The organism is Parafrankia sp. EAN1pec (genome assembly GCF_000018005.1).
Taxonomy (GTDB): domain Bacteria; phylum Actinomycetota; class Actinomycetes; order Frankiales; family Frankiaceae; genus Parafrankia; species Parafrankia soli.
Genome location: NC_009921.1, coordinates 490,536 through 502,893 on the forward strand (window position 1 = coordinate 490,536; position 12,358 = coordinate 502,893).

At 68.5% G+C, this 12,358-nt stretch carries 10 protein-coding genes and 3 pseudogenes; 9 read left to right on the forward strand and 4 right to left on the reverse strand.

Annotated features, from left to right (window positions below):
• Positions 1-619 precede the first annotated feature (619 nt).
• The 7 genes and pseudogenes from FRANEAN1_RS02025 to FRANEAN1_RS02045 form a co-directional block, all read left to right on the forward strand.
• Positions 620-1,527: pseudogene (locus tag FRANEAN1_RS02025) on the forward strand (TIGR03564 family F420-dependent LLM class oxidoreductase).
• Between the two features lie 74 nt (positions 1,528-1,601).
• Positions 1,602-1,724 (forward strand): SDR family oxidoreductase, encoded by a 123-nt coding sequence (locus tag FRANEAN1_RS37990; protein ID WP_012157857.1) that lies wholly within the window; start codon positions 1,602-1,604, stop codon positions 1,722-1,724.
• A 19-nt stretch (positions 1,725-1,743) separates the two neighbouring features.
• Entirely contained in the window at positions 1,744-2,487 is a 744-nt protein-coding gene (locus FRANEAN1_RS02030; protein WP_012157858.1) for an SDR family NAD(P)-dependent oxidoreductase, read from the forward strand.
• Positions 2,488-2,626: 139 nt separating this feature from the next.
• Entirely contained in the window at positions 2,627-2,953 is a 327-nt protein-coding gene (locus tag FRANEAN1_RS41960; RefSeq protein WP_198145445.1) for a hypothetical protein, read from the forward strand.
• A gap of 201 nt (positions 2,954-3,154) precedes the next feature.
• On the forward strand, positions 3,155-3,580 hold the full coding sequence (locus FRANEAN1_RS41965; RefSeq protein WP_198145446.1) for a hypothetical protein: 426 nt from the start codon (positions 3,155-3,157) through the stop codon (positions 3,578-3,580).
• A 32-nt stretch (positions 3,581-3,612) separates the two neighbouring features.
• Positions 3,613-3,822: a group II intron maturase-specific domain-containing protein gene (locus FRANEAN1_RS37995; protein ID WP_157472262.1), complete on the forward strand. Its 210-nt coding sequence runs from the start codon at positions 3,613-3,615 to the stop codon at positions 3,820-3,822.
• 567 nt (positions 3,823-4,389) lie between these two features.
• Positions 4,390-5,277 (forward strand): annotated as a pseudogene (locus FRANEAN1_RS02045) (reverse transcriptase/maturase family protein); the annotation flags it as partial.
• Positions 5,278-5,406: 129 nt separating this feature from the next.
• Here the strand turns inward: FRANEAN1_RS02045 and FRANEAN1_RS02050 are convergent.
• The 3 genes from FRANEAN1_RS02050 to FRANEAN1_RS02060 are packed head-to-tail and all read right to left on the reverse strand — an operon-like array spanning position 5,407 to position 8,230.
• Positions 5,407-6,396 (reverse strand): tyrosine-type recombinase/integrase, encoded by a 990-nt coding sequence (locus FRANEAN1_RS02050; RefSeq protein ID WP_012157862.1) that lies wholly within the window; start codon positions 6,394-6,396, stop codon positions 5,407-5,409.
• Entirely contained in the window at positions 6,393-7,286 is an 894-nt protein-coding gene (locus FRANEAN1_RS02055) for a tyrosine-type recombinase/integrase (RefSeq protein ID WP_347176946.1), read from the reverse strand. Before FRANEAN1_RS02055 ends, FRANEAN1_RS02050 begins: the two co-directional genes overlap by 4 nt.
• 35 nt (positions 7,287-7,321) lie before the next feature.
• Complete coding sequence (locus FRANEAN1_RS02060) at positions 7,322-8,230, reverse strand: site-specific integrase (protein ID WP_347176947.1); 909 nt, start codon at positions 8,228-8,230, stop codon at positions 7,322-7,324.
• Positions 8,231-8,388: 158 nt separating this feature from the next.
• Here FRANEAN1_RS02060 and FRANEAN1_RS41970 point away from each other — a divergent pair.
• Positions 8,389-9,306 (forward strand): annotated as a pseudogene (locus FRANEAN1_RS41970) (hypothetical protein); the annotation flags it as partial.
• 238 nt (positions 9,307-9,544) lie between these two features.
• Here the strand turns inward: FRANEAN1_RS41970 and FRANEAN1_RS02070 are convergent.
• Complete coding sequence (locus FRANEAN1_RS02070) at positions 9,545-10,603, reverse strand: LacI family DNA-binding transcriptional regulator (protein ID WP_041255304.1); 1,059 nt, start codon at positions 10,601-10,603, stop codon at positions 9,545-9,547.
• Between the two features lie 214 nt (positions 10,604-10,817).
• On the opposite strand from FRANEAN1_RS02070, the gene FRANEAN1_RS02075 reads away from it, so the two are divergent.
• Positions 10,818-12,353: an ABC transporter substrate-binding protein gene (locus tag FRANEAN1_RS02075; RefSeq protein WP_012157867.1), complete on the forward strand. Its 1,536-nt coding sequence runs from the start codon at positions 10,818-10,820 to the stop codon at positions 12,351-12,353.
• The last annotated feature ends 5 nt before the right edge of the window (positions 12,354-12,358 follow it).

Consider the following 12,358-nt stretch of genomic DNA (forward strand, 5'->3'; position numbering starts at 1 on the left):
CCCACGCGGCGTCGCCGCGAGCTGGTCGCGCAGATCGGCCTGTAAGGCCTTGAGCCGCGTCGAGGATCTTCAGGAGGGTCTGCTCGGCGAGGATCTGCGCCGGCGTCGCCAGAAGCGGCCGGGTCTGCTGAGCCTTCCCAACGGTCATCGCGATCGCTCTCCGCCCACATGCGCATTGCCCTTCGGTCGCCATTCCGGTCGATGCCCCGGTGATGACTGCGACCCGTCCACGCAGGTCCGCCGCGCTGGCCACGTCCAGCGGGATCCTCGGTGCCAAGACGGGCGGACCAGGACGCGGGGAGTCCCACCGTCGCCGCCCGTAGCACCACCACGGCGGGCCGCTTCCCCCAAGCCGACGCGCACCGGCTCCTCCCACCAGCCATGGACCGCGGACGCCGGGTCCGAGAATCACGCTCTCAAGTCTGCTACCGTCACTCTTATACGCGTGTGCAGCATCGCACAAGGAAGACGGCCGACAGTGTTCGCGGGCCGCTGCCTGTCCGCGAGCACGGGCGGCGTGGGGGCGCGGACCTCGACCGGCTCGCCCAGCAGATGGACCAGTCGCGCGCCTGCCTGCGCAACGTCAGGTCACCGCGGTAGCACACGGAGAGGGGACCGCGTGAGGATCGGACTGACGGGACGGCCATCGACGACGGAGAAGCTCGTCGAACAGGCCAAGGCGGCCGAGAAGGATGGATTCAGTTCCATCTGGCTGGACAGTACCGCCCTCGGTGACCCGCTGGCCGCAATGGCGGTTGCGAGACGTGAGACCTCCAGCATCGGGCTGGGGACCGCGGTGCTGCAGACATATCCGTGTCACCCGCTGCTGCAGGCGAACCGGGCGGCCGCGGCCGCGGAGGCGATGGGACGGCCGGGTTTCACGCTCGGTATCGGCCCGTCGCACGAGCCTCGTATCAGTGGCATGTACGGCCTGTCCTACGACCGTCCGGGCTGCAACACGGAGGAGCACCTCCGTATCTTGACGAGCCTGCTTCGCGGAGAGGTAGTGACCTTCGAGGGAGAGGACCGGACCGCTCGGGGCGCCCAGGTGGCCGTGAAGCAGCCGGTACCGGTTCTGGTGGCCGCGCTCGGTCCGAGGCTGCTACGGGTGGCCGGTGAACTGGCCGACGGGGTAGTCCTCTTCATGGCATCAGCGAGGGCGATCGAGACCCATGTCGCTCCTCGTCTGCGCGCCGCCGCAGCGGCCGCGGGCCGGCCGGAGCCCCGGATCGTCGCTGGCCTGCCGGTCGCGTGCACGATGACCTTGCGGAAGCCCGGGCGGCGACGGCCGCGACGGCGACCGTGTACGAGAGCCTGCCCAACTATCAGCGAATCCTCGAGATCGGCGGGGCGGAAAGCGCGACCGACGCGGCCGTCCTCGGCGACGAGGAGGGTGTCACGCGCCAGCTGCGCGGCCTGCTCGACGCGGGGGCGACCGACATCCAGGCCTTCGTCGTACCTGTCGGACCTGACCGCCGGGGGTCGCGGCGACGTACAACGGGCCTCCTCGCTTCACTCACCGCCTGAAGACGGCTGGCGACACCCGGCGTGGCCGGCGCCTGGGGCGCTGGCGCGAAGGAAAGGCCGGAGCGCTCAACCCGATGAAGCGGATCGGACGCCCTGAGGCCACGGCGGGCGTCTGCGTCTTTCCTGCCAGCGAGGCCGCCAGCTATATCAACGGCGCGCAGGTACTCGCCGACGGAGGCCTCTTCAGAACCTTGTGAGTCTCGGGATGGGGTAACCATGAAGGTGTTCGAGAACCGTGTCGCCGTCGTGACGGGCGCGGCGAGTGGCATCGGCCTGGCCGTCGCGCGGCGTCTTGCCGCGATGGGTGTCCGGCTGGTGATGACGGATCTTGATGGTGGTGCGGTGGTGGCGGCCGGTGCGGCCGTCCGGAGCGATGGCTGCGATGTCGAGGCAGTGCAGCTCGACGTCCGCGACCCCGGGGCGGTCGAGCGCGTGGCCGACCTGGCCATCGACCGGTTCGGCGCGCTCCACGTCGCAGTGAACAATGCCGGGATCGTGAACCGGGGCCTCGCTTGGGAGCTTTCCCTCGAGGACTGGCGCCGTGTGTTGGACGTGAACCTCCTCGGTGCCATCCACGGGGTGCGGTCGTTCGTGCCGAGGATCCTCGCAACCGGCGAGGAGGGCCACGTCGTGAACGTGGCGTCGATGGCCGCCGTCCTCCCCCAGGAGCGCCTCGGGCCTTACACCGTCGCGAAGCACGGTGTCCTCGGCCTCTCCGACGTCCTGCGTGCCGACCTCGCCGCGGTCGGAGCGCCGGTCGGTGTCAGCGTGGTCTTTCCCGGCCGCATCCGCACGGGCATGAACCCGATCGGCACCGTCGAGCCTTCAACCGTCGCCGACCACGTCGTCGACGCGATCGAACGGCAACGACCCTACGTCTTCACCGACGACCACTCGGTCGGCGGCGTCGAGGCGCGTCTTCAGGCTATTCTCGCGGCCCGCGCGGATGTCATCACCTGACGACCGCTCGGCGGCGCCAGCGCTCGACGGCCTGCGGGACGCCGGGCACCCAGTATCCTCGTGACCTGCCCGAACGGACCCGTCGCCGAGTGGTCGGCTCCCAGGTGCTGGTGCCTCAGAAGAAGTGCCGGGTGTCGCGATGAGGACGCCCGAGTGTTCGGGGCCGATGGCGGCGACCACGGCGCGAGCGTCGGCGATGTTCGAGACGACGCCGAGCGGGCTGAACTCCACGGCGATCCTGGCGCCGGCCTCGGCGACGATCTCCGCGCAGCGACGCAGCAGTGGCGTGGTCCGGGCGTCGAGGCCGGTCCGGAAGGCGGCCAGCGCCCATCGGGCGTCGACGGTCCGGGCCGCCTCGGCGAGCACGGCCGCACCGGTGAGCGTCGCGTCCTCGTCGTCGGAGAACATCGGCGGATTCCAGGGGTCGTCACAACGCGGTTCGTTGATCAGGCTGCGAGGAGCTTAGCGAGGCGCTCGGCTGGGGTGTCCCAGCCGAGCGTTTTGCGTGGTCGGCCCCCTACGAACCACCCCACCACCCCGAGATCCGTCTCGACGCCTCCGGCGCCGTCTCTGCCGAGACCAACGCCGATCGGCCGCTACCGAGGTCGACGCAGATGCATTCCGAGTCGGCGCCGGGCCGCGGTTCATCACGACCCAGCACTGGCGGTTGACCCAGCGGTTCCCGCAGGACATGGCCCGCGCCATCCAGCCGATCACGGACCTGATCGCCGGAGAGTTGCGAGCGGGCCAGGCGGCTGGGCTGCTGCACTCGACGGATCCGGACCGTGACGCGGCGCTGATCAACAAGATGCTGATGGCTGTCTACCACCACCAGACCTTCGCGGCCGGCGACGAGACCATCGAGAGCGTCGCGGCGCACCTGTGGGCGTTCTGTCTGAAGGGCATCGGCGGGCCGATACCGGTGGACGCTGCCGAGACGACGGCCAGGGCGTGGCCGTCGTCCTCTACCGCGGTCCGCGGTCGGACCCCCGGAGCGCGTGCGGGTCAGTTGAAGCGGGGTCCCCTCACGAGCTCCACCCGGATGTCACCGGAGTCCACCAGTAGGGCACAGCCCGGCCATGCTGACAGATAGGGCGATGGCTGAACCCCATCGTGCGTGGATGGATGAACTACTATGGCCGGTTCTACCGGTCAGCGCTCTATCCGCTCCTGCAGCGCATCAACACCTACCTGATGCGATGGGCTCGACGAAAATATAGACGGCTACGATCTGTCAGCCGCTTCAAGGCGTGGTGGAAAGGGCTCGTAGCGCGTGCCCCTGCTCTCTTCGCCCAGTGGCGGTGGACGGACGGTATCCTGCCGACCGGATGGTAAGAGCCCCGTGACGGGAGACTGTCATGCGGGGAGTGCGCCGTGAGGCGCTCTGTTGTATCCCCAGCGCAGCTGGGATGGATTCGGAGGAGGATCCTTGGGTTCGCTGGCTTACCTCGGTCCGAAAGGGTGTCGGGGGACAGCAGCATGCCAGAAGACGGCGGGCGTCGCGAAGGCGTCGAAGGCGGGCCGCCGTTGAACCCGCGTGATATGGCGAAAGCTGGATTGCCTGAATTCCAATCTCCAGACGGTAGATGTGAGGACCCATCGGAAAGACGTCTGAAACCGATGCCACGTCCTGCACTGGCCAGATCCGTGGGCTGGTGCATCCTTCGGGTCGTGGGGCGATGCCCAGTGAGGGCATTCAAGGAGATGAGTGGAACGCCTAAGTCGCGCTCGATACGTACAGCAGGGACGTACCGCGGGATCGCCTAAGGGGCGCGAGCCCTAAGGTGACGGAGTTTCCATAGTAGTCGTGGGAGTAACGCCCCACCGGGGACGGCATGAAAGATGTCGACAGGGCGAAGGGGAACAGGTGGCCGGATACTCAACGGACGGAAGGCATGCGTAATGCAGAGCGCCGAAATGGTCCTTGGTGTCCTCCGTGAACGTGGAAGGAGAGGACTGCCGCTGGAGCGGGTGTATCGACAGTTGTTCAACGCGGCGCTGTACCTGGTGGCCTACGGGCGTCTGTACTCCAACAAGGGTGCGATGACGCCCGGGGAGACCGTGGACGGCATGTCGCTGGCTACCATCGACCGCATCATCGATGCGATGCGCCACGAGCGCTACCGATGGAAACCGGTGAAGCGGGTGCACATCCCGAAGAAGAACGGGAAGAAACGCCCGCTGGGCCTGCCGACCTGGTCGGACAAGCTGGTCGCCGAGGTGGTGCGCCTGCTGTTGGAGGCGTACTACGAGCCGACCTTCTCCGACCACTCCCACGGGTTCCGCCCAGGCAGAGCCTGCCACACCGCACTCGGTGAGGTGGTCGATGTCTGGAAGGGGACGCACTGGTTCATTGAGGGCGACATCGCCCGCTGTTTCGAGGAGCTCGACCATCAGGTCATGCTCGACACGGTGGGCGAGAGAATCCACGACAACCGGTTCCTGGGGCTCCTGAAGGCCATGCTGCGCGCGGGGTATCTGGAGGACTGGAAATGGGGAGCGACACTGTCCGGAACGGTACAGGGCGGTCCGGCGTCCCCGATCCTTTCCAATATATATCTCGACCGGCTGGACAGCTTCGTCGTGACACACCTGCTCCCGGACTACAACCGGGGCGAACGCAGGGCATCCAACCCTGCCTACCAGAAAATCGAATATGCGATCGCGCGTGCCCGACGGCACGGCGACCGGCCAGCATTACGCCGGCTTCGCCAGCAACGCCGCCAGCTGCCCAGCCAGGATCCCCACGATCCCAGCTATCGGCGGCTACGGTACGTAAGGTACGCCGACTTATGCCGACGTCGGCATAAGTCCGCTTATGCCGAGGGCCGGGTTATGCCGACCGGACTGCTGGAGGGTCTGCGTGTCAGGCAGGTCCTCGTCGTGGGGGCGGCATAACCCGGTGGGTGCTGGCGGTAGCTAGAGGTTGTCGAGGAAGGTGAGCAGGCTGTCGGGTGGCCGGTAGCGGCCGGGGCTGGTGCCGGGCTGCTGGACGCGGGCGAGGGCCTGCTCCTTGATGGTCATGTCGGCGTGAAGGTAGATCTGGGTTGTTTCGGTCCCTTCGTGACCTAGCCAGAGTGCGATGACGGAGGTGTCGACTCCGGCTTTCAGTAGCGTCATGGCTGCGGAGTGCCTCAGCGTGTGCGGGGTGACGTGCTTTTCCTTGATCGATGGGCAGGTGTCCGCGGCGGTGGCGGTGTGCTTGGCGACGAGGCGCTCGACGGCGTCACGGGAGAGCCGGCCGCCGGGCTGGGTGGGGAACAGCGGGCCGGTGGGGTCGGGGCTGAGTTCGGCGAGCCAGGTCCGTATGACCTTGACGGTTTGGGTGGTGAGTGGGGTGGCCCGGTCCTTGCGGCCCTTGCCGTGGCAGCGGACGTGCGGGCCGGCGCCGAGGTGTATGTCCTGCCTGTTCAGGCCGGTGAGTTCGGAGACGCGCAGCCCGGTCTGGACGTCGAGCAGGAGCAGGGACCGGTCGCGGCGGCCGTGCCAGGTGCTGCGGTCGGGTGCCGCGACCAGCGCGTCGATCTCCTCGGCGGTGAGGTAGCTGACGATCGCCCGTTCGCGCCGCCGCGGTGGGATCGCCAGGACCTGGCTGATCACGGCGGCGTGCTCGGGAGCTCTGGGGGCGGCGTAGGTGAACAGGGAGTGGATCGCGGCCAGGCGGGCGTTGCGGGTGGCGGTTCCGTTCCCTCGCTGTTCTTCAAGGTGATGAAGGAACTCGCCGATGAGCGTGGCGTTCAGGTCGGCGAGGCTGAGGGAGCTGGGCGGTTTGCCGGTCTTGCTCTGGGCGAAGGCAAGCAGGAGCCGGCAGGTGTCGCGGTAGGCGGCGACGGTGTTCGGGCTGGCCTTCTTCTGCCGGGCCAGTCGGTCGGTGAAGAACCCCTGCAGGACGGGGGCCAGGTCCGTCACGATGCCGTCTGTTCCTGCCCGGCGGGTTCTAGCCTGACGGCGGCCAGGGCGAGGAGTTCGGGGACGGCCGAGAGGTACCAGTATGTGGATTTCGGATCGATATGCCCTAGCCAGGTGGACAGGGCCGGGAGGCGGGCCTGGACGTCGCCGCCATCGCGGTACCAGTCCAGCAGTGTCGCGACCGTGAAGACGTGCCGCAGGTCGTGCAGCCGCGGGGCCCGCTGCCCGGGCGGTGCTTTGATGCCCGCCGCCGTCACGAGCCCGGCGAACGTCGTGGGGGTGTTGCGGCTGTCCAGCGGCCGGCCCAGGCTGTTGACAAAGAACGTGCCTGCCTCCGCCTGCAGGAACGCCGCATCCCGGGCCCGCGTGTAGACGCGCAGCGCAGCGGCCGCGGTCGGGTGCAGGAACACCACGCGGGACTTGCCGAACTTGGAGTCCTCGATCACGATCGTCTCGGCGTTCAGGTCGACGTCGTCGCGGCCGAGGCGGCATGCCTCGCCCTGGCGCATGCCGGTCACGGCCAGCAGGCCGATGAGCGTCCGCCAGGTCGCCGCCCGGATCGCCGGCCGGAGCCTGCCGGCCGCGCTCATCAGGGCAGTGACTTCCTGCGGGGAGTAGAGGTAGGGCGGGATCCGCCACTGGCGGCGGTCCAGCACGTCGGCGGGCGGGACCTCGGTGGCCGGGTCCAGCGGCTGCAGATGGCGGGCGAAGATCCGCACCACGTCGAGGCGGCGGGCCTGGTAGGCCTCGTGGTCGCTGCCGGTCGAGGTCGCCCATTCCACCGCCAGGTCCGTGGTCACCGTGGTGGCATCACGCTCGTCGCAGAAGCGGACGAAGCTCATCAGCCTCGGCCCGTGGCTCTCCAGCTTGAACCCCAGGGCCCTGCGCATGGCCAGGTACTCCTCGGCCCTTGCCCGCAGCCCGCTCACTGGCCGGCTCCCGGCCACGGGCGCGCCAGCGGGCGCAGCGTGTTCTGGTCGACCTTGGCATAAAGCGAGGTCGACAGCTGGCTGCGGTGCCGCAGTACCTGCCCCACCTCGGGCAGCGATGCCCCGGCCCGCAGCATCTCGGTCGCCAGCGCGTGCCGGAACCGGTGGGTGCCCCGCCGCTCGAGCCCGGCCCGCTCGCAGGCCCTGCCCATGACCGCCCGGACCGATTCCGGCGTCAGCGGCCGGTAGGGCCTGCGCACCGTCACGAACACCGACCGTGACTCGCACCGCGGCCGGCCGCCCGTCAGCCAGGCGGCGATCGCCTCCCCTGCCGGTGCCGGCAGCGGGAGCCGCTCGGTCCGGCTGCCCTTGCCGGTAACGGCGATCTCGCCCGCCCGCCAGTCGATGTCGTCCAGCCGCAGCCCGGCGGCCTCGGCACTCCGCAGGCCGAGCCGGGCCAGCAGGGACAGGACCGCGTAGTCACGCAGGCCGACCGCCGTGTCCCGGTCACAGCCGGTCAGCAGCCGCTCGATCTCCGAGGCCTTCAGACCGCGGGGCAACGCCGACATCCGCCACGACGCGACCGCGGGAACCGCCCCCGCCAGCGAGACAGCCGTCCGCCCCGTCGCATGCGCGAACCGCAGGAACGCCCGCAGCGACGTCACCATCGCCTTCGCCGACCAGGTATTCCGACCAGCCGTCCAGGCCACCATGAACGCGGTGACCTTGCCCGCGTCCAGCCCACTGACCGCCCCCGCCCCGCCGATCCCGGCCAGGAACACCTTCGACTGCTTCGCATAGCAGCGCACCGACACCGGCGACAGGCCCCGTTCCCGGTCCAGCCAGCCGCGGAACTCCACCAGCAGCGCCACGTCCGGCTGCACGCAGCCCGGATCCACACCCATCTCCATGATCATCCACCTGTCTGGAGGAAAACACTGACCACTCCAGACAGGCAGACCACCCGCCCACCCCGCAGGATTATGCCGACACCAGCAAGCCGCCCACCGTCCCGACCAGGTCATCCGCCGGGCCAGTCGGCATAACCCGGCCCTCGGCATAAGCGGACGATATTCTGTTCGGGTTCAGCGGGCCGAAAGCCGAAGCACAGGAGATCACTGAAAGGGTGCGGCAGTTCCTTCGCGACGACCTCAGGCTGGAACTGTCCGCCGAGAAGACGCTGATCACCCACGCTCAGACCGGGCGGGCACGTTTCCTCGGCTACGACATCGTGGCCCAGCACTCCGACACAAAGATCACCCGGGGTCGCCGGGCGGTCAACGGGGCAATCGGGCTGCGGGTCCCCCCAGAAGTGATCAGAAACAATCGGGGCTTCTACTCCTGGGCCGCGTGGGACACCGCGTCGGCGACCGGAGCGGGTTTGCTGTGGCGGGCCCCGACCGGGCTCGACCTTCCCGTCGTGCGTGTCCTGCCCGACGGGACCTTCCTGACAGCGCTGATCACCCCGACGATCCGCGGGGCCCGGCGGGAACGCCTGCTGGGCGCAGCCCGAACCGGACTCGATCTGGACGACATCAACACCGTCCCCGACGCCTTCAACGAACGCGGGCTCCCCGTCATCCACCTCGCCCGCGTGATCGAGTACGACGTGCCCGACCGGGTCGGGAACGGCACCGGCGAATTGATCGTGCTGCTGTCCACGATCACGGACCCGGCCGGCGCCCGCGCCGACGAACTCGCCGCCGCCTACAACGAGCGCTGGGAGAAGGAAACCGCGAACGACCAGCTCAAGACCCACCTCCGTGGCCCCGGACGCGTTCTGCGTTCCCGCCTGCCGGACCTGGCCTATCAGGAGATCTGGTCCTACCTGATCGTCCACCACGCGATCAGCGCCCTGACCGCGAAGGCCTCCGCGGCCGCCGACCTGGACCCCGACTCGATCTCCTTTGCCAAAGCACTGCGCCTGATCCGCCGCACCGCCACCGGGACGGCGGACATTCCCCCCTCAGGACTGGACTGACCGCCTACCCGTTCACCTCACCCAGATCGCGGCCCTCCTGATCCCCCCACGCCGGGAACGCACCTGCCCCCGAGCCGTCAAACGCGCCCGCCACAACAACTACCGCGTCAAGAAACCCAGCGAACCCGCCAGCACCCGCCACCACGCTCCGGCCACGATCAGGATCCACACCCTCACCACCACCATCACATGATCGATTTACGCTACGTGGCATTGGGCCATGGGCCAGCGTGAGGCCTCAGACCGTGCGCCCACGGTTGCTGATCCCGGTGCCGGACGGGGCTGTGGTGGTCCGACGGGTCACCAGGTGCGGGGACACGACGAATTGCCGGGGCTGGGCGCGGCCTTCAATGCGTTCGAGCAGCAGACGGATGCTTTCCGCGCCCGTGCCGTGGCCGGACTGGTCGACGGTGGTCAGGGAGACCCGGTTGATCGTGGAGGTGTAGATGTTGTCGTAGCCGGCTACCGACACGTCCTCCGGCACCCGCAACCCGCGTTCCTCGGCGGCACGCAGCACGCCGAACGCGGCGATGTCGGCCCCGGCGAAGATTGCGGTCGGTGGGCGGGCCCGATCGAAGGCCTGCTGGGCGGCCTGATGGCCGCCCTCCTCCGACAGCCAGGTCTCGATGACGTCCGGTCGCAGGCCGTGGCCGCGCATCGCCTGTTCGTACCCCTGGCGCCGGGCCGTGTGCGACAGCACGAACGTGTCCTCGAACGCGGCCCGCGGCGCGCTGGTGTGCGCGATCTGCCGGTGCCCGGCCGCGACGAGATGATCGACCATCAGCTGGGCGCCCAGCCGTTCGTCGTCGACGACGGTGTCGAAGTTGCGGGGAGTGCCGTGCAGGGCGACAGCTACCACCGGGAGGGCTTGCGCGATCTTTTCGATCCACGCGACTTCGATCCAGGGCGCGATCAGCACCAGCCCGTCGACGTGGCGGTCGAGCAGGGCCTCGATACGGCTCTTCTGGCGCTCGGGGGTCGCGCCGGCGGTGACGAGGATGTCCTGGTACGACGTGTCCTCGAGCGCGTCGCTGATGCCCTTGGCCACCTCGGTCTGGAACGGCGAGGTGAGTTCGACGAGGACTACGCCGACGGTGTACGTGCGGCCGCGCATCGCCCGTGCGCCGGTGTGCGGGCGATAGCCGAGCCGGTCGATCGCGGCGGTTACCCGGGTGCGCATCTGCGGGCTGACTCCGTACGCGCCGCGCAGCACCTTCGAGACCGCCGAGACTGAGACGCCGGCGGCGGCGGCGACGTCCTGGATGGTGGTGCGTTCGGTTCCCTCGGGGTCTGTCACGTCGCGGAGCGTACTGACGATGCGGGCGTTGTGCAACGTTCTACGAAGAGTCGGCGCGACAATTGGCTCGCTTCAAAATCGTTACCCCGGGGTTTCGGCAGGGCTATTGACGGGCTGTGACGCACGTCCCTACAGTGCCGCGTGGAACGTTGCACAAATCTCCTCCCCTCGAAGCCCGAGTGCCCCGTCTGCGGCACCCTCGAAGGAGTTCCTCATGCGACGCAGTAAGTTAGCACTCGTCGCCTCGGCGGTGGCGCTCGCCGCGCCACTCGCCGCGCTGCTGGCCGGGTGCACCGGAGAAGCGGCGCCAGGTGCCGAGTCGTCCGCCGGCGCCACCAAGAACACGCTCACGCTCGCCATGTCGGCCGACATCACCGGCTGGGACCCCTCGAACCAGCCAGGATACCAGGGCTGGGGACCGGAAGCCATCTGGGACACCCTGATCAAGTGCGATGCCTTCGGCAAGCCGGAGGCCGACATCGCCGACAAGTGGACGGTCAGCGCGGACGGCAAGTCCTTCACCGCGCACATCCGCGAGGGCCAGAAGTTCTCCGACGGCACGCCGGTCGACTCGGCCGCCATCGCGGCATCGTTCCAGTACCTCACCTCGCACGGCGGGTCCCAGGGCGACTACAAGGGCCTCAAGACCGACGCTCCGGACGCGCAGAACATCACCCTCACCTGGCCCGAGCCGCAGCCCATGATCATTCAACGGGTCTGCAACCCGAAGATCACCACCAAGGCGCTGCTCGACTCCGGCAAGGTCAACGACAAGCCGGTCGGATCCGGTCCGTACGTCCTGGACGAAACCGCCACTACCCGCGGCTCGGTGTACACGTTCACCAAGAACGAGAGCCACTGGAACACTGCCGCTTACCCGTACAAGAAACTGGTTTTGAAGGTCATCGAGAGCGAGACCGCGCGCGTCAGCGCCCTGAAGACCGGGCAGGTCGACGGCTCGCTGATCACGGCGGCCAGCTACAACGAGGTCGAGGCCTCAGGTCTGAACGTGGTGACGATGCAGGGCCAGACGACGCGCCTGTTGCTCACCGATCACCTGGGTAAGGAGGTCCCGGCTCTGGGCAGCCTGAAGGTGCGCCAGGCGATCAACATGGTCTTCGACCGTGACGCCATGGTGAAGAACCTCTACCAGGGTCACGGCAAACCGGCGTACCAGATCTTCCGGCCCGGCAGCGACGCGTACATCGACGGCATGGCGGACCCGTACCCCTTCGATGTCACCAAGGCCAAGGCACTGATGGCCGAGGCCGGCTACGCCAGCGGCTTCGACCTGAGCCTGCCGACCATGGCCGGTCAGAACCACGAGACCCTCATGCCGTACGTGACGCAGCAGCTCGGCCTGCTCGGCATCAAGGTCAAGCAGGTGCCGCTCTCCGGCGCGAACGCGATCGGTGACCTGCTCAGCGGCACCTACCCGGTGGTCCTGTGGCAGCTCGGCAACTTCGGCCAGTCGCTGCTCGACATCGACGTCGTGGTGCGCTCGACCGGCTACTGGAACCTCGAGCACCAACCCGACGCGACGGTGGATGGTCTGTGGGAGAAGATCCTCACCGGCGACGAGGCCACCCGCAAGACCGCCCAGCAGGACATCAACAGGTACGTCATTGAGCAGGCCTGGTTCGCGCCGATGGTCAACCCCGACGGGTTCTACGCGCACAGCCCGGACGTGAAGATCGATCACGTCTCGGACCACGAGGCGCTGACCCCGAAGCTGCGCGACTTCAAGTAGCCGGG

What these genes read in the sequence shown, in the direction of transcription:
- FRANEAN1_RS02075 (WP_012157867.1), top strand. Translation starts at nt 10,818, where the DNA reads ATGCGACGCAGTAAGTTAGCACTCGTCGCCTCGGCGGTGGCGCTCGCC.
- FRANEAN1_RS02030 (WP_012157858.1), top strand. Translation starts at nt 1,744, where the DNA reads ATGAAGGTGTTCGAGAACCGTGTCGCCGTCGTGACGGGCGCGGCGAGT.
- FRANEAN1_RS02055 (WP_347176946.1), bottom strand. Translation starts at nt 7,286, where the DNA reads ATGCGCAGGGCCCTGGGGTTCAAGCTGGAGAGCCACGGGCCGAGGCTG.
- FRANEAN1_RS37990 (WP_012157857.1), top strand. Translation starts at nt 1,602, where the DNA reads ATGAAGCGGATCGGACGCCCTGAGGCCACGGCGGGCGTCTGCGTCTTT.
- FRANEAN1_RS41960 (WP_198145445.1), top strand. Translation starts at nt 2,627, where the DNA reads ATGAGGACGCCCGAGTGTTCGGGGCCGATGGCGGCGACCACGGCGCGA.
- FRANEAN1_RS37995 (WP_157472262.1), top strand. Translation starts at nt 3,613, where the DNA reads ATGAACTACTATGGCCGGTTCTACCGGTCAGCGCTCTATCCGCTCCTG.
- FRANEAN1_RS02060 (WP_347176947.1), bottom strand. Translation starts at nt 8,230, where the DNA reads ATGGGTGTGGATCCGGGCTGCGTGCAGCCGGACGTGGCGCTGCTGGTG.